At 57.2% G+C, this 16,529-nt stretch carries 16 protein-coding genes; 6 read left to right on the top strand and 10 right to left on the bottom strand.

Annotation, left to right across the window (positions count from 1 at the left end):
* Positions 1 to 157 precede the first annotated feature (157 nt).
* Positions 158 to 1,600 (top strand): dihydrolipoyl dehydrogenase, encoded by a 1,443-nt coding sequence (locus AC5JQH_RS07520; protein WP_493805443.1) that lies wholly within the window; start codon positions 158 to 160, stop codon positions 1,598 to 1,600.
* An 18-nt stretch (positions 1,601 to 1,618) separates the two neighbouring features.
* Here the strand turns inward: AC5JQH_RS07520 and AC5JQH_RS07515 are convergent, their stop codons facing one another.
* Positions 1,619 to 1,894 (bottom strand): DUF2061 domain-containing protein, encoded by a 276-nt coding sequence (locus AC5JQH_RS07515; RefSeq protein WP_202945859.1) that lies wholly within the window; start codon positions 1,892 to 1,894, stop codon positions 1,619 to 1,621.
* Between the two features lie 229 nt (positions 1,895 to 2,123).
* Here AC5JQH_RS07515 and AC5JQH_RS07510 point away from each other — a divergent pair, with 229 nt between their 5' ends.
* Both AC5JQH_RS07510 and AC5JQH_RS07505 read left to right on the top strand, forming a co-directional pair.
* The gene (locus AC5JQH_RS07510) at positions 2,124 to 2,597 is read left to right on the top strand and encodes a Dps family protein (RefSeq protein ID WP_014578457.1); all 474 of its coding nucleotides are present in this window, start codon (positions 2,124 to 2,126) and stop codon (positions 2,595 to 2,597) included.
* A 157-nt stretch (positions 2,598 to 2,754) separates the two neighbouring features.
* On the top strand, positions 2,755 to 4,479 hold the full coding sequence (locus AC5JQH_RS07505) for a choice-of-anchor I family protein (protein WP_421865957.1): 1,725 nt from the start codon (positions 2,755 to 2,757) through the stop codon (positions 4,477 to 4,479).
* Between the two features lie 63 nt (positions 4,480 to 4,542).
* On the opposite strand, the gene AC5JQH_RS07500 is transcribed toward AC5JQH_RS07505, so the two are convergent.
* The 6 genes from AC5JQH_RS07500 to AC5JQH_RS07475 form a co-directional block, all read right to left on the bottom strand.
* On the bottom strand, positions 4,543 to 5,667 hold the full coding sequence (locus tag AC5JQH_RS07500; protein WP_493805442.1) for an NAD(P)/FAD-dependent oxidoreductase: 1,125 nt from the start codon (positions 5,665 to 5,667) through the stop codon (positions 4,543 to 4,545).
* Positions 5,667 to 6,980 (bottom strand): SAM-dependent methyltransferase, encoded by a 1,314-nt coding sequence (locus AC5JQH_RS07495; RefSeq protein WP_053113145.1) that lies wholly within the window; start codon positions 6,978 to 6,980, stop codon positions 5,667 to 5,669. Before AC5JQH_RS07495 ends, AC5JQH_RS07500 begins: the two co-directional genes overlap by 1 nt.
* Before the next feature lie 226 nt (positions 6,981 to 7,206).
* Positions 7,207 to 8,502, bottom strand: coding sequence for a TRAP transporter large permease (locus tag AC5JQH_RS07490; RefSeq protein WP_053113144.1), 1,296 nt, complete (start codon positions 8,500 to 8,502; stop codon positions 7,207 to 7,209).
* Positions 8,499 to 9,044, bottom strand: coding sequence for a TRAP transporter small permease subunit (locus tag AC5JQH_RS07485; RefSeq protein WP_482931074.1), 546 nt, complete (start codon positions 9,042 to 9,044; stop codon positions 8,499 to 8,501). The genes AC5JQH_RS07490 and AC5JQH_RS07485 overlap by 4 nt, the downstream gene beginning before the upstream one ends.
* 102 nt (positions 9,045 to 9,146) lie before the next feature.
* Positions 9,147 to 10,223 (bottom strand): TRAP transporter substrate-binding protein, encoded by a 1,077-nt coding sequence (locus AC5JQH_RS07480; RefSeq protein ID WP_493805441.1) that lies wholly within the window; start codon positions 10,221 to 10,223, stop codon positions 9,147 to 9,149.
* A gap of 145 nt (positions 10,224 to 10,368) precedes the next feature.
* Complete coding sequence (locus tag AC5JQH_RS07475; protein ID WP_008173312.1) at positions 10,369 to 10,827, bottom strand: hypothetical protein; 459 nt, start codon at positions 10,825 to 10,827, stop codon at positions 10,369 to 10,371.
* A 118-nt stretch (positions 10,828 to 10,945) separates the two neighbouring features.
* Here AC5JQH_RS07475 and AC5JQH_RS07470 point away from each other — a divergent pair, with 118 nt between their 5' ends.
* The gene (locus tag AC5JQH_RS07470) at positions 10,946 to 12,013 is read left to right on the top strand and encodes a beta-N-acetylglucosaminidase domain-containing protein (RefSeq protein ID WP_493791183.1); all 1,068 of its coding nucleotides are present in this window, start codon (positions 10,946 to 10,948) and stop codon (positions 12,011 to 12,013) included.
* Between the two features lie 9 nt (positions 12,014 to 12,022).
* Here the strand turns inward: AC5JQH_RS07470 and AC5JQH_RS07465 are convergent, their stop codons facing one another.
* On the bottom strand, positions 12,023 to 12,733 hold the full coding sequence (locus AC5JQH_RS07465) for an SIMPL domain-containing protein (protein WP_008173307.1): 711 nt from the start codon (positions 12,731 to 12,733) through the stop codon (positions 12,023 to 12,025).
* Between the two features lie 116 nt (positions 12,734 to 12,849).
* Here AC5JQH_RS07465 and AC5JQH_RS07460 point away from each other — a divergent pair, with 116 nt between their 5' ends.
* Positions 12,850 to 13,383, top strand: a complete 534-nt coding sequence (locus AC5JQH_RS07460; RefSeq protein ID WP_493791184.1) for a macro domain-containing protein — start codon at positions 12,850 to 12,852, stop codon at positions 13,381 to 13,383.
* A 9-nt stretch (positions 13,384 to 13,392) separates the two neighbouring features.
* Here the strand turns inward: AC5JQH_RS07460 and AC5JQH_RS07455 are convergent, their stop codons facing one another.
* Positions 13,393 to 14,337, bottom strand: coding sequence for a ChaN family lipoprotein (locus AC5JQH_RS07455; RefSeq protein ID WP_008173303.1), 945 nt, complete (start codon positions 14,335 to 14,337; stop codon positions 13,393 to 13,395).
* 88 nt (positions 14,338 to 14,425) lie between these two features.
* On the bottom strand, positions 14,426 to 14,605 hold the full coding sequence (locus AC5JQH_RS07450; protein WP_008173301.1) for a hypothetical protein: 180 nt from the start codon (positions 14,603 to 14,605) through the stop codon (positions 14,426 to 14,428).
* A gap of 112 nt (positions 14,606 to 14,717) precedes the next feature.
* Between AC5JQH_RS07450 and dauA the strand changes: the two genes are divergently transcribed.
* Positions 14,718 to 16,469, top strand: coding sequence for a C4-dicarboxylic acid transporter DauA (gene dauA / locus AC5JQH_RS07445; RefSeq protein ID WP_493805440.1), 1,752 nt, complete (start codon positions 14,718 to 14,720; stop codon positions 16,467 to 16,469).
* The last annotated feature ends 60 nt before the right edge of the window (positions 16,470 to 16,529 follow it).

The following is a 16,529-nucleotide window of genomic DNA, read 5'->3' as shown; positions in this document are numbered from 1 at the left end:
TTGAGACGTCCGTTGCCTGAAAAGTCTGACAGCATAGGCGGAATCGGTGCGTTTTTCATCGTGTGGGTGAAACTTGTCACGGCTTCTATACTGGGGGCACAGCCGTCCCAATCTTCCCTGTTCCCGATTCCGGGAATGCCTGTCAGGAGACCCTTGTATGGAAAAGCGAACCGTAGACGTTGCCATTATCGGAGCTGGAACCGCCGGTATGGTGGCTTACCAGCGCGTGCGCAAACTAACCGACAAGGTTGTGCTGATCGAAGGCGGCCATTATGGAACCACCTGCGCCAGAGTCGGGTGTATGCCGAGCAAGTTGTTGATCGCGGCCGCTGATAACGCTCATCAGATGCAGCTTGGTGAGCTTTTCGGCGTGTCTGCCGGGGATATCAGGATCGACGGAAAGCGGGTGATGGAAAGGGTGCGAAGCGAACGGGACCGCTTTGTTGCTTCGGTGATTGATTCGGTCGAGAAGTTTCCGGATGCGCATCGAATGGAAGGCCACGCCCGGTTTGCCAGCCCGAATCGTCTGGTCGTCGACGGCAATGTCGAGGTTGAGGCGGGGCGTATCATCATCGCCACTGGCTCCCGACCCAATGTTCCCGGGTTCCTGAAAGATGCCAAGGATCGGCTGGTTGTAAACGACGATATCTTCGAATGGCAGGATCTTCCCGATTCGGTGGCAGTCTTTGGCCCGGGGGTGATTGGTCTGGAGTTGGGCCAGGCCCTGAGCAGGCTGGGTGTGCGTGTCCGTATGTTCGGGGTTGGCGGTTCGGTTGGTCCTATCCAGGATGAAACCATCCGGAATTACGCGCTGAAAACGTTTAACGAAGAATTTCCTCTGGATCCGGATTCGAACGTAAAGAAGGTTGAACGTGTTGAAGAGGGCGTTGCCATTACCTTTGAGAATGGCAACGCCGATGCAAAGACGGAAACCTTCGATTACCTGCTGGCGGCTACCGGGCGTCGTCCCAACGTCGACGGGCTGGATATCCAGAACGCTGGTATTGAGCTGGATAAAAAGGGAACGCCCCTGTTTGATCCCCATACCCTGCGCTGTGGCCAGAGCCACATATTTATCGCAGGCGATGCCAATAACAGTCTGCCGCTGTTGCATGAGGCAGCCGACGAGGGCCGGATCGCGGGCGATAACGCCGGGTCATACCCGGATGTGCGAACCGGGCTTCGCCGCACGCCGTTGGCCGTGGTCTTCACCGATCCGCAGATTGCGACGGTGGGGCTCACGATTCACCAGGTTGATGAGCGCTGCCGCGGCTGTTTTGCCGTTGGAGAGGTGTCCTTCGAGGATCAGGGCCGCAGTCGGGTTATCGGCAAGAACCGGGGCCTACTCAGAGTTTATGGAGAGCATGGAAGCGGCCTGTTCATGGGCGCAGAGATGTTTGGCCCGGCCGCGGAGCATATTGCCCACCTGCTCGCATGGTCTGCCCAGCGAAGGCTGACCGTCACCGAGATGCTGGAAATGCCCTTTTATCATCCGGTTATCGAAGAAGGTCTGAGGACCGCACTCAAGGACCTGAACCGCAACCTCAGCATCGGACCGGCGCCAGAGGAGGGTTGCACCGATTGCGGGCCGGGTGTCTGAACCGGCCCTTAAAAGGAATCAACAGATATGAGGCCTCGCCTCGCTCAGCGTTCCCTCTGGAACCCTTGTATTTCGCTGGCGCCGCGCCCAGATCTTTTCGTGGAAGAAATAGGCAACCGTGTTGATGGCCGGTTCCACCATGGCTATGAGGCTTCCGATGAGCAGGTCACCAGTGAGCAGGTAAGCCACGGTAAAAGCGACGGTAAAATGGGTGAGGGCGAACGTTACCGTCTTTATCAGCGACTGGTCGCCATTCGTGCCATGGTTGTGTACGAATAGTTTTAACGCGCTCATGGTTGTCTCCGGTGTCGTTCTTTAATGTGATCATTAGACGCCGGGTGAGAATGATTGTTAAATGAAATGTATTGAGATGATTGATAGGTTAGAGCTATCTGAATTTCTTCTTCTATAGGGTCATGCATCGCTCCTATTATCGAGATTAGCAAACTAAACTTCCTGACGACCGCCGATCAGGCGTATATTCAGATATAAACCTGTTATATAACCGCGAAGGAGAAGCGTTATGGGTAAGAATTTCATTGGTCTTGATACCGAGAAAACGGCAAAGCTTGCTGATTCCCTGAATGATCTGCTGTCCAACTATCAGATCTTTTATATGAATGTTCGCGGCTACCACTGGAACATCAAAGGCGACAACTTCTTTGAGCTGCATGTAAAGTTCGAGGAGCTCTACGACGATCTGCTACTCAAGATCGACGAGATCGCAGAGCGGGTTCTGACGCTCGGCCATCGCCCGGCTCATGCCTACAGTACCTACATAGAGCGTTCGGAAGTGCCGGAGCGAAAAGATGTTTCCGACGGCAAGGAAGCGATGGACAACATTGTCGAAAGTTTTGCCAAGCTGATCGGCAAACAGCGGACACTGCTCAGTCTGGCCGGTGAAGCGGACGACGAGGGTACCGTTGCCCTGATGAGCGACTATATCTCCCAGCAAGAGAAGACGGTGTGGATGTATCGCAGCTACCTCGGTCACTGAGCCGAGTGCGCTGAATGAATGGCGACCCTGCGGGGTCGCCATTTTTTTGTCGCTGCAATGCGTTTGTCATCAGATTGTCTTCTGTCTGACGCAGTTATGTCACCTTGCCTCAATAACGTGTGTCGTGAACCAACACACTTTAAAAGACGAGGCGAATATGGAACTGCGTAAATCCCTCCTTGGTACCGCCATACTGGCAACAGTTCTCGGCCTTGCCGGCTGTGACGGCGACGACGGCACAGACGGTGCACCTGGCACCAGTCAGACGCTCATTGAGCTGAATGTGGTGGGCTCCTATCAGGCGGAAGGAGAGGTTTTTGACGAGAGTGCTGCCGAGATTGTCGCCCACGACCCCTCGAATCAGCGACTATTCGTAGTGAATGCCCTCGCCAGTACGATCGATGTGCTCGATATCAATGATCCAGCGATGCCTGTGAAACTGAGCACGATTGACGCCACAGCTGAGGGTGCTGCTGCAAATAGCGTCGCGGTTTATGGTGATCTTGTCGCCGTAGCCATTGAAGCCGAGAACAAGCAGGCAAATGGCAAGGTTGTGTTCTACAACAGCACGGACCTCAACAAAGTTGGTGAAGTTGTGGTTGGCGCGCTGCCCGACATGGTGACCTTCACGCGGGATGGCATGAAAGTGCTGGTTGCCAACGAAGGCGAGCCGAGTGACGACTATAGCGTCGATCCTGAAGGCTCAGTCAGCATTATTGATCTGTCCAACGGCGTAGCGTCTGCCACCGTGACCACCGCCGATTTCACCGGTTTCAATGCTGACCAGGCGGACCTGGTAACCGCGGGCCTGCGGGTCTTCGGCCCAGGCGCCACACTGGCCCAGGACATGGAGCCGGAATACATAGCCGTATCTATCGACAACACCAAAGCCTGGGTAGCCCTGCAGGAAAATAACGCCGTGGCCGAACTGGACATCGCTGCCGGTGAAATCACGGCCATCGTGCCGCTTGGCTTCAAGGACCACGGCATCATCGGCAACGAACTGGACGCCAGCAACCGTGACAGCGGTATCAACATTCGCAACTGGCCAGTGAAAGGCATGTACATGCCCGACGCCATCGCAAGCTACGGCTACAACGGTAAAACCTACTACATCACCGCCAACGAGGGCGATTCGCGGGATTACGATGGCTGGACCGAAGAATTCCGCATGGGCGACCTGACCTTGAACCCAGCCGGTGAGCTGGCGGCCATAACCAATCTGTTGGAAGACGAAAACCTGGGTCGTCTCAACACCACTTCCACCATGGGCATCAGCAACGGCTGCGACCCATCACAGCTGCCCGCTGAACTCGGCGACCTGAACGGTGACACCAATGTGGACGTGGACGACGTCAAGTTCTACGTGGAAAACAGCTGCGAATACGACACCCTGTACAGCTATGGGGCACGCTCATTCAGTATCTGGAGCGCTGAAGGCCAGCGTGTTTTCGACAGCGGCAGCGAATTCGAACGAGTCACCGCTAGCCTGATCCCCGACAACTTCAACGGCAACAATGACGAAAATTCCTTCGACAATCGATCGGACGACAAGGGCCCTGAGCCGGAGGCGGTGGCCGTAGGCATAATCAATGGCCAGACTTTCGCGTTTATTGGATTGGAGCGAGTTGGCGGCATCATGGTTTACAACGTTACTAATCCCCAGAATCCGGAGTTTGTCCAATATCTGAATAATCGAGATTTTTCGGTATCCCAGGCGGATCTGGAGGCGGGTATGGCCGGTGATCTTGGACCGGAAGGCCTGGCGTTCATTTCTGCGGATGACAGCCCCAGCGGTAAGCCAATGCTGGCGGTTGGCAACGAAGTGAGCGGCACCACGACGCTGTACAGCATCGACGTAATTGAACTGACTGCAAACTGAGTTCTGACCCTGAAAGAAACCCGGAAGCATCATGATAGGTGCTCCCGGGTTTTGCTTTTCGCCTCAGACAGCAACTTTCAACGGTGGCACCTCCTGGTGCAGGAACCACTTCTCTGTAACCACCTTGCGGGTAAACCAGTGGGAGCGCATCAGGCTGCTGGCCAGAGGCATCTTGACCCAGTCAGGAACCTGCCAGCCCTGGTCTGGCTCGGAGGCGCGAGTGCCGAAGCGTTCGGCAATGGCATCACCGTAACTCTGCAGGGAGGAGGCTGAGTAGTCGGTGGCCTCGCCGATCACATCGGCTGCCAGAAGGGCGGATTCGATCGCCGGCCGTATACCCTCGCCACTCTGGGTGTAGGCAAGGCCAGCGGCGTCGCCAATCAGCATCACACCGTCGTCCACCAGGGGTCTGTCGGCATGGGCGTAGAGCAGATAGGCGTGGCCCTTGAAGCGTCCGGGCAGGTCTTGTGGAATCCGGCCGGTGGATTTCATTTCCTCGACAAACGCTTCCAGATGCCCTGTCAGCTTGTGGTTGTCTTCCCGGCCCAGGCCAATATTCAGGAAATTGCCCTTACGGAACACCCAGGCATAGCCCTTCAGGTCCCGACAGAACCAGAGTTCGGGCGTATCGCCCCGGGCCAGGCAGGCTGAAGCCTGGTCCGGTGTCATTTCAAATTCAACCTCTTTGGCCGCCACAACGGTTTCATGGCCACCGGGGCCATCCCCCAACAATCGCGCAACCGGGCAGAAGTGACCGCCGGCACCGACAATAAGAGGCGCTTCCCAGGTGTCATTGACGACCCAGTTGCCGTCTTTACGAACGATGGATTTGACCGGCGTGGCCAGCTGTTTCGGATTGTTGACGCGGCTGAGCAGGTAGTCGTCAAATTCACACCGGCGAATACCATAGCTGACTACGTCGCCGTGATCGTTCTCCACGGCCGGCTGGCCCATCATCCCGATGCGAAACCGCCGGATGGGTTGCAGGGTTCGCCCGCGGGAGTATTCCTCCGGGTCAATGCTCAGGGTCTCCATCACGGCAGGCGTAACCCAGCCTGCGCAGGTTTTGTCCCTGGGGAAATTCTGTTTATCAATGATCAGCACTTTTTTGCCGCTGTTTTCGAGGGCGCTGGCCAGGGTGGATCCGGCCGGGCCGGCTCCAACGATGATCAGGTCGTAGTAGTCCATCAGGCCTCCTCGGGTGCCGCAGGAAAGTCGTAAAGATCCCGTCTGTTCCGGGGAAGTTGGTTATTGTCGCCATGGCTGAAGACCACCTGGAACAGCTGCAGAGAACCTGCCCGGAAGGCGGCGATGGAACCGGCCAGATACATGCGCCAGGCCCGGGTGAAGTGGCCGTCGTACATGGCAGTGACCTTGTCCTCGTTCTGGTTGAAGCGCTCCATCCAGTGACTCAGGGTCTGGGCGTAATGCAGGCGCAGGTTCTCGACGTCCAGGACTGAAAAATCGCCGTGCTCACAGATTTGCATGAATTCGCCGATGCTCGGCGGATAGGCACCCGGGAAGATGCGTTTCTCGATCCATGCGTTCATCAGCATCGGGCGGTTGCGGCCAATGCTATGCAGCAGGGCAATGCCGTCAGGCTTGAGGCTGCGTTTGATCAACTCGGACAGGGCCTCGTAATTCTCCTTGCCCACATGTTCGAGCATGCCGATGGATACGAAGGCGTCGTATTGCCCCCTGATGTTCCGGTAATCGTCCTCGATATACTCCACCAGATGATCGAGTTCCTGCTTGCGAGCTTCTTCTCGGGCAAATGCGAGTTGTTCCCTGGAGATGTTGTAGGAGTGGACCTTCACGCCGTAATTGCGGGCCATGTAGCGGGCCAGGCCACCCCAGCCGCAGCCGGCCTCGACCACCGTCATGCCGGGCTTTAACCGGAGTTTGCGGCAAACGTGCTCGAGTTTGGCTAGCTGGGCCTGTTCAAGGCTCAGATCCGGCGTCTCGTAGTAGGCGCAGGTGTACTGCATTTCGGCGCTGTCCAGCCAGAGCTGATAGAACTCGTTGCCCAGATCATAGTGATGGTGAATGTTTTCCTTGGCTTCCGGGATGCCGGTGGATCGGGGGTTGTGGTTGCGCCACAGGGCCTCCAGCCATTTCGGCCACTTCTGACGCGCCTGGTGAACGGACCGGTAGAGGGTTTCCATCAGGTCCGGCAGGTCACCTTCCACCTCCAGGCGACCGGCGCTGTAGAGGTCTCCGAACGCCAGGTTGGGATTGGTTACCAGCGCGTAAAGGGCTTTGGGGTCGGTCAGATGCAGGGTGAACTGCGCGTGTTGACCCTCCGGTTCGATCACATCGCCGTTCCAGAGCCGGAAGCGCAGCGGCGGTGATCCCGCCATCCGCATGAGCTTGGCGATCAGCCAGCGCTCGTAAGTGTGCGGTGACCGGTCCACGTGGGTATTTTCCAGTGGCAGGGTCAGAACATGGCTTTTGGATTCTTGCCCGTTGTCACGGGTTTTCTGGGCAGTGCTCTGGTTCATGGACTCCGCTCTCCCTTGATAACCTCAACATCAATGTTTTTGTCGATGCGCGCGCGCCAGGGTTCCCGAATACCAGTCTGAGAATCGCCGGTTGTCCGTTCAGTATAGAAAACAGTGAGATTTTGTCAGGTTGGCTGAAAATAGAGGAAAACTATTGGAAGGATAGCGAAGAGCGAAAATAGGCGGATAAAAAAATGCCGGGCCCAGGGGCCCGGCATTATTCGGGTCAGTATGAGGAGCTCATACCAAACCACTCAGGGAAAATCACAATCAGCGCCAACACGAACATCTGTATCAGGATGAAGGGCAGTACGCCTTTATAAATATCGGTCGTTCGCACTCCCGGCGGTGCGACGCCTTTGAGGTAGAACAACGAGAACCCGAACGGTGGCGTCAGGAAGCTCGTTTGCAGGTTCATGGCAATCAGGATGGCGAACCAGAGCATGTTGATGCCCATAGCTTCCGCCACCGGGGCAAGGATCGGCACGATGATGAAAGAGATTTCAACGAAGTCGATGAAGAAACCCAGTACCAGAATGACCACCATGGCCAGAATGATGAAGCCCCACTTTTCGCCGGGCAGCTGGAGCAGCCACTCTTCCAGCAGGTAGTCGCCGCCGGTGTAGCTGAACACCATGGAGAAGGCTGTTGCACCGATCAGGATCGCGAAGACCATGGCGGTCACCTTCACAGTATCCTTGGATGCATCCCATACCATCTTGAAGGAAAACTGGCGGTAGATGATGGCCAGAACCACGGCGCCAACCCCGCCAAGAGCGGATGACTCGGTTGGCGTGGCAATGCCGGTGAAGATCGAGCCCAGAACCACCACAATCAGTGCCAGCGGCGGGATGATCGCCAACAGCGCATTGAAGACTTCCTTTTTACGGGACACGCCTGGCTCATCCGGCATGGCCGGCGCGGTTTCAGGTTTCAGTCTGGTCAGCACCAGGATGTAGATGATGTAAAGCCCCACCAACACAACGCCGGGCCAGACCGCGGCCTTGAACAGATCCCCAACCGGAAGGCCAAGGACATCGCCCAGAATAATAAGGATGATGGATGGCGGCACGATCTGACCGAGGGTGCCGGACGCACAGATGGTACCGGTGGCCAGTCTCTTGTCGTATTTATGCGCCAGCATGACCGGCAGCGAGATCAGACCCATGGCAACCACGCTGGCGCCTACAACACCGGTAGAGGCGGCCAGCAGTGCACCGACCAGAATCGTCGAGATAGCCAGGCCACCGGGCAGGCCACCGAACAGACGGCCCATGGAGGTCAGAAGTTGTTCCGCCAGCCTGGTGCGTTGGAGCACCACGCCCATGAAGATAAACAGCGGTACTGCCATCAGAACGGTGTTCTGCATCACGCTCATGATGCGATAGGGCATAAAGGCAAAGAGATCCATGCCCTCGGCGAAAATTCCGAAAAACAGCGCAACGCCACCGAAGGTGAATGCAACCGGGAAGCCCAGCATCAGCATCAGCAGGGCCACACCGAACATAATCATACCGATCATGCGAGGCCTCCTGCGCTGTGCTCACCCGCATACGCTTTCTCCCCGGACATGACCCGGATCGCGTATGTAACCATGTTCAGGCCGGCAATACCGGTGAAAACTGCACTGATGGGAATAACGGATTTGATGATCCAGCGGTGGGGCAAACCGCCAGGATCGCCACTGCCTTCGCCCATGCTGTAAGAGTCCACGGCAAAATCGTAACCATAAATGCCGATCAGGTAGGCAAAGGGAATAACAAAAATGACTGCACCCAACAGGTTGATCCAGGCCTTGGTTTTATTGCTCCACCGGGTGTAGAAAACGTCGACCCGAACATGACCATCCGTGCGCAATGCGTAGGGAATACCCAGCAGGAACACCACAGAATAGAGGTGCCACTCCATTTCCTGCATGCCGATTGAAACGTTGTTAAAAGCGTATCGGGCCACTACGTCGTAAAAGACGTTGGCTGCCATCAGTATCATCGCGACACAGGCAACCCAGCCACAGAAGATAGACAGCCGGGCAAGCCCGTCGTCCAGTTTGATAATCCACCGCATTGATGATCCCCCGCCAGACGGACTGGCGCTTTTATCCGTTGCTATAAACGACAAAACCGGGATCACTCATAGAGCGATCCCGGCTCCGTTACAGCCTATATCTTACTCGACTTCGGCCATGGTGTTGAGGTAGGCACGCTCAGAAATGTTGGTGTAAGCGCGGCTCTTCTCAAGATAGTCGTGCTGGGACTCGATGATCTTGGCGGCCATGTCGCTTTCGGCCGCTGCTTCATCAAGCAGTTTGTTATTGGCCGCGTACATCGCGTCAAAGATATCGTCCGGGAAACGCTTGATCTGGACATTCGGATGCTCTTCGCGAATGTTAGCCCAGGCTTCTGCATTGGCGTGCTGGGAGTGAACCAGCATATCGTAGGAAGCCGTGCGCATGGCAACACGCATGATTTCCTGCAGGTCTGCCGGAAGCTTTTCCCAAACCCGCTTGTTCACAAGGAACTGAAGCTCGGTCGCAGGCTCATGCCAGCCGGTGTAGTAGTAGTCGGCAATTTGCTGGAAACCAAGACGCAGATCCAGTGCCGGACCCACCCACTCGACGGCGTCGATAGTGTTGCGCTCGAGGGCTGTGTACAGCTCGCCCGGAGCGATGTTAGTCGGGTTAACGCCAACTTCTGCGAATACTTCACCGGCGAACCCGGGGATGCGCATCTTGAGGCCCTGAAGGTCTTCCAGTGAGTTGATTTCCTCGCGGAACCAGCCGCCCATCTGGACGCCGGTGTTACCGCCCGGGAACGACAGCATGTTGTGGGGCTCGTAAACCTCCTGCATCAGCTCCATGCCGCCGCCGTGGTAGAACCAGGCGTACTGCTCCATGGCGTTCATGCCGAACGGCATGCTGGTGAAGAACAGGGTCTCTGGAACCTTGCCCTTCCAGTAGTAGGAAGCGGAGTGGCCCATGTCGTACTGGCCAGCCTTGACCATATCGAAGATGCCAAGGGGCGCTTTGTGTTTGTTTGAAGAATCGATACGGACTTTCAGGCGTCCGTCAGACATTTTCTCGACGGTTTCGGAAAAGCGCTTGGTGGTGTCACCGAAAATAGGGAAGTTTGGCCCCCAGGTTTCTGCAAGGCGGAGTGTGAAGGTATCTTGGGCGAGCGCCTGCGAGGAGGCAAAGGTTGTTGCCACAGCCAGCACAGCCGCGGAAAGAACAGAACGGATCTTCATTGCTCTTCTATCCTCTTATCTTTTTTGTGGGTCGAGCGTCTCCCCTTTTGGGGAAAATCAGTCTTAATGCTAGTTCACGTTAGCAATTATCGTTAACAAACGAAATCAAAAACCGCTTGGTGTACGACCTTGGTCGTACGGCGGATCAGATGTCGTCCATGCGGCTGATCTGGCTCGACAGTCGCATGGCCTCGTGCTCTTCGAGGGAAAGCAGATCCTCAAGCAAGGCCTTGGCCTCGGGAATCTCTGCCTTGCCAATCAGGGAATCGTAGAGATCCATCACCTGGTCGTGGAACTGGAAGATTTCCCTGGCAATATCCTGAAAGCTCATTGACGCGTAGTGCGTGTAGGAGTCAGCACTGGCCCTAATTGGTTTGTGGTTCAGGTAGTCGTACATGCGGGTATTGAGAGCCTTCGGATCAGCCTGTTTCTCGAATTCCCGTACGGCTTTCTCGAGAATGGTTTCGTGGCTGGACAGGTAGTCGAGGAGGGCGCTGGCTCGCTCGTCGTTGTTGAGCTTGGCGGACTCTTTCAGGCACCTTGCAAGATGCGCGTGCAGTTGCCTCGTCCATTCGATGAGATCCTCGAACGTTTTTATTTCCATTGAGTTGCTCCTTGTCGGGCAGTTCGGTTGTAGTTGGCTTTACCGGTAAGTCTAGTCAAACTTGGAGGTTACAGGGTACCTGAACCGGGCCCGGGAACCAGCGGAGCGGAAATCGGCCATGGCAACGACACTCGGCATCATTGAAGGATTTTACGGCCCCATGTGGACCTGGCAGGAGCGGCGGCAACTGGTTCGCACCCTGGCGCCCCATGGTTACGGATTTTATCTCTATGCCCCGAAGGCGGATGTTTTTCTGCGTCGGAAGTGGCAGCAGCCGCACCCGCCGGCGATGGCCGCGGAGCTGGCCGATTTCTCGCGCTTTTGCCGTAGCGAAGGCGTTCGTTTTGGTGTCGGCCTGAGTCCGTTCGAGGTGTTCAACCGGTTTGACGACGAGGCCAGGGCGGCGCTGGCAGAAAAACTCGCCCTGCTGGAGCGTATCGGGATAGATGAGCTGGCGATTCTGTTCGATGACATGCGTTCAGACACTCCGGACCTTGCCCGTACCCAGGCGGACATTGTGCACTGGGTTCGTGACCGCACCTCGATCAAACAGCTGAGTGTCTGTCCCAGCTATTATTCCGATGATCCGGTTCTCGACCGCGTGTTCGGGGAGCGTCCGGCGGATTATCTGGAGACGCTCGGGCGCAAGCTGGACCACTCGGTGAACGTGTTCTGGACCGGAGAGGAAGTGTGTTCCCGGGAAGTTTCACCCGGCCATCTGAAACGTGTCGGAGACCTGCTTGGCCGTAAGCCGGTGCTCTGGGACAACTACCCGGTCAACGACGGCGACCGGATGTCGCAACATTTGCACCTGCGAGCCTTCACCGGGCGACCGGCGGCCAACGCGGCGCACCTTGCCGGTCATGGTATCAATCCGGCCCTGCAGCCAACGCTGACGGCCATCCCGGCTATCACGCTGGCGGAGTCCTATCGCCTGGGGCCCTCCTATCAGTATGGCCAGGCGTTCCGTCATGTCGCCCGCGAGGTGCTGGGCAGGGAGTTGGCAGCGCAGCTGCATGCGGATTTACTGGTGCTGCAGGACGCTGGCCTGGGCCGGATCAGTGATGAAAAGCGCCAGAGCCTTCAGCACACCTACGATGCCTTTGACCACCCTGCAGCCAACGAGATTCTGCGCTGGCTGGCGGGTGAATATCAGGTGACCGATGAAATGGTGGCCACGCAGTAGGCGGCCGAATTATCGAAGGTAATATTCGACGGTTGAGACTACCCGGACGGTTTTTACCGGCTGTTGCTGCTCCATTATGCCCGGCGCCTGATCCCGGGCCAGAATCTGGAAAACGCCCTGATTGGCGCGTCGCAGCCCCCCGAGTTCCGCTTTCGCATCCTGGGCGAACTGGTCGGCAGCTTCCCGGGCCGATGCCGTTGCCTCGGCAATCATCTCCGGCTTGATGTCGTTGAGCCCGTTAAATACGTACGTCGGGCCGGGCGGGCCGTAGTCCGAAGACAGCACCACTCCGGAGTCCACCAGTTCACTGACACCCTGGGCTGCCTGCCGGATTCGGTCGATGTCAGTACTGCGTACCATCAGCGTCTGGCTGATGATGAACTTCTGCTCTCCGTTGTTGGCCTGGTAGGGGTTGGCCCGGGTATCGGTGACATCCAGGCGCTGGAGTTCGACCGCGTTCTGGTCAATGGCCTGCAGTTTGAGGAACGCCATGATCGCGTCCCGGCTGCTTCTGGCTCTTTCCTGGGCTTCACTCAGGGACGCACCGGTGGCGAGAAAGCGGATCGGCCACAGGGCCAGATCGGCATTCACTTCCCGTTCAGCCACACCTTTAACGGTCACGTAGCGGTCGCCTGTGCGCAGATCGGTCAGGCCATTGCCAATCAGGGCGGCAGAAATGATGGCACTGACGCCGAGAATCACTGAGGCAAAAAGTTTCATGGGGTGTCCCTGTATTACGTCACCGGAATGTTCCGGAAAGCGTCCGGTGTCTGGCTGCTATCCTGAGGTCATGGTCAAGATTAGCGTTTCACGCCCCAAGCGAAAAGGAAGGAAACATGACGGTTGTGAAAGTTGAGTGCATCAGAGGAAACATTGCTGAACAGCAGGATATGGATGTGATCGTCAATGCCGCCAACGCCGAACTTTTGCCAGGGAGTGGCGTGGCAGGCGCCATACACAGCGCCGCCGGACCGGGGCTGGCAGAGGAGTGCCGGGCTCTGGCGCCGATCAGGCCGGGGCAGGCAGTCATCAGCTCGGCTCACGAGCTGCCAAACCAACACGTAATCCACTGTCTGGGGCCGGTTTACGGGGTCGACGAGCCATCCGACCGTTTGCTGGCTGAGTGTTTCAGAAATGCCCTGTTGCTGGCAGATCGGCATAAGCTGACGTCCATCGCTTTTCCTGCCATCTCCACCGGGGTTTACGGCTATCCACTGCAGGATGCGGCGGCAGTGGCCATGAAGGCGGTGTCTGACACGCTGGCGGAGCTCAACTCTGTTCGCCTTGTCCGGTTTGTGCTGTTCAGCGACGAGGACCGGAAGGTGTTTGAACAGGCACTTGAGTTGGAATCGGGCCTGTCAGGCCGGTAGCCGGCCGTTTCAGTCACAGCTTTTGTCGGTCGAGCGGCGAAAGCGGGCTGTCATCGCCTCACGTTCCCGCTGGGCGTCCCGGAATTCGTCGGGCAGAGGCTGGATAAAGTAGATGAAATCACCCTTGGCGCGATTATTCTCCAGGGGCGCTTCGTTGACGTCCCAAGGCCAGAAAGCCGGGCTTACGATGGCGACCGAGATTTCAGGCGCGCGCTGTTTCAGAAGCGCCACGGTGCCCAGGCCATTTTCACTGTGAAAGGTGCCAGTCACGTGCAGTACCTGGTGCTCCGGGTGCTCTGTCCGCGCCTGAAGAATACGTGTTGCCATGGCGTTGTCCCTGAGCAACTGGGCCTTGTAGGTGTTGTCCATCCGCTCGCTCATGGTGTCGTCTGCCTGGTGGCTTGCACCGATGGCCGCCATGAACTTTTCCCGGTATTCCGGGGTGTCCATGAAGGGTTTGGCGGGTAATTTCTGTCTCAAGGTGTCTGAAATACGGTCGAGATAGCCCGGGCCCTTGCGGCCAACGCAGCGGACCACGTCGGCCGGCGCATTGGACGCGATCACCGGAAGGTCGTGCCGGCGTGCAAACTCCACCAATGGACGATAGGAGGCACGGTAATTGTCCCAGGCTTCGGCGTCTTCGATCATTTCGGTTTCGCCCGTCTCTCCCCGCAGATAACGGTTCAGTTCGTCCTGACGATCCAGGTTGAACTGCTCCATGCTGAGAATCTGCTCCGGCCGCAGCCGAAACAGGGCGCTCTGAAGCCGGGATTGCAGAAGGTGTGAGCCATGGTGCCCGTGGTATTCCCCGACAACCACAACATCGACGTCGGCTAGTTGCTGCGCCAGTTCTTCCGGAGTCAGCGCGGTCTTGTTTGCCGGGTTTACGAGCAGGGCATCGTACTGGGTTTGCGGTGCCGAATTCAGCGTGTCGGGGGCTTTCGATGAAGGCATGGCAGTGCATCCGTTCATAACAGACAAAGTGGCAAACAGCAGGATTGGCGCGATAGGTTTCATCATAGTCTTTACGTAATGAACCCCGTCAGGATTTCTTTTTACGATCTTCGCGCCAGTCCGATCCCAGTCTTTCTTCCACGTATTCCCGAATGAACTGGCGCACTTTCTGGGATGGCGTCACATCTTCCTGCTTGCACAGTTCTTCAAAGGCGGCCTTTTTCTCGGGATCGATCAGCAACGTCAGGCGGGCAGTGCGGTTTTCCATTGGGTTTTTCTTTACCTCGGGTGGCTTTCGATGATGTTAACCGTATTAACATTGAATGTAGATATAATGAGCATATAATTAGTCGTTAAAAGTTGCAATTAACGAGCCTTTCATGCCGCATCGCGCCCACCTGTTCTCACTCCGGATGGCTCACGCATTCCGGGAAGCCTGCATTGATGAACCCTATCGGGGGCGCCGTTTCCTGCGCGACCTGATGGCCGGTGTGACGGTGGGCATTATCGCCATACCACTGGCCATGGCGCTGGCGATTGCCAGCGGTGTTGCGCCGCAATATGGGCTCTATACCGCTATTATTGCCGGATTTGTGATCGCCCTGACTGGCGGCAGCCGGTTCAGTATCTCCGGCCCCACGGCCGCCTTCGTCGTTATTCTGTACCCCATCGCCCAGAGCTATGGCCTGGGTGGTCTGTTGCTGGCCACTTTGATGTCCGGCGTTCTGCTGATTCTCATGGCCCTGATGCGCCTGGGCCGCTTCATCGAATACATTCCCGAGTCTGTCACCCTGGGCTTCACCGGCGGCATTGCGGTGGTGATTGCCACTCTGCAGATCCGGGACTTCCTGGGCCTGCCGGTTGGCGAAATGCCCGAACACTACTGGGACAAGCTTGCAGTGCTGGCCGGCGCGCTGCCGGAGTTTGATGGCATGAGCACGCTCGTGGCGGGTGTTACTCTCACCTGCATGTTGCTCTGGCCAAGGCTGAAAACCCCGGTGCCACCCCACCTGCCGGCCGTGGTGATCGGGAGTCTTCTGGCGCTGTGGTTGAATGCCCAGGGCGCTGCTGTTGAAACCATCGGCTCAAGGTTTTCCTATCTGTTGCCGGATGGTTCGGTGGGGGCGGGTATCCCGCCTTTCCTGCCGGAATTTACCTGGCCCTGGCAACGGGCGGGGGCATCGGGCGAGCCGATCGGGCTGTCATGGTCGCTGGTCCGGGATCTGCTGCCGGCAGCTTTTGCCATTGCCATGCTTGGGGCCATCGAGTCTCTCCTGTGCGCCGTGGTGCTTGATGGCATGACTGGCAAACGCCACAGCGCCAACAGCGAGCTCATGGGGCAGGGCCTTGGCAACATCATCACGCCGTTTTTCGGCGGCATTACCGCCACGGCCGCCATCGCCCGCTCGGCGGCCAACTACCGGGCCGGCGCCGAGTCACCGGTATCCGCAATGGTTCATTCCCTGGTGGTGCTACTCGCCCTGGTTTCGCTGGCGGGCCTTCTGGCCTATTTGCCCATGCCGGCCATGGCGGCCCTGCTGATGATGGTGGCCTGGAACATGAGTGAGGCGCCCAAGTCGCTGCATCTGCTAAAAACGGCGCCGCGCAGTGACATCCTGGTGTTTCTCACCTGTTTTTCGCTCACGGTATTGCTGGACATGGTGATTGCCATTACCACCGGCGTTTTGCTGGCGGCAGTCCTTTTCATGCGGGAAATGGCGCAAATGACCAGAGTCACGGATATCACCCTGAGCAAACGGATTGCTGACGTCCGACTGCCCGAGGGCTGGCAGGTCTTCAAAATTAACGGGCCCCTGTTCTTTGCCGCCGCCGACCGGATTTTCGGCGAGCTGGCGGCGCTCTCCCGCAATGCCCGCGGCTTCATCCTGTATATGGACGGCGTCACGATCCTCGATGCCGGCGGGCTGTCTGCACTGAACAAACTGATTGCCACCTGTGAACGGGACGGCACACAAATCGTCATTGCCGATCTACAGTTCCAGCCGTTGAAAACCCTTGCTCGCGCCGGTGTCGCGCCAGTGCCTGGTGTTAGCCGCTATACGCCCTCCCTGGAAGAAGCCTTGCGCCTGATCAGCCTACCCGCGTGTGAATCTGAAAAGCCCTCCAGATAAAACATTGATTCTTAAAGTCTCAGGATGGTTTACCCTTAGGCGATGAGAATACTTCCAAAA

Source organism: Marinobacter sp. H13 (assembly GCF_059072335.1).
Note: the sequence above shows the minus strand (reverse complement) of the source record. Positions and strands in the feature narration are given on the sequence as shown.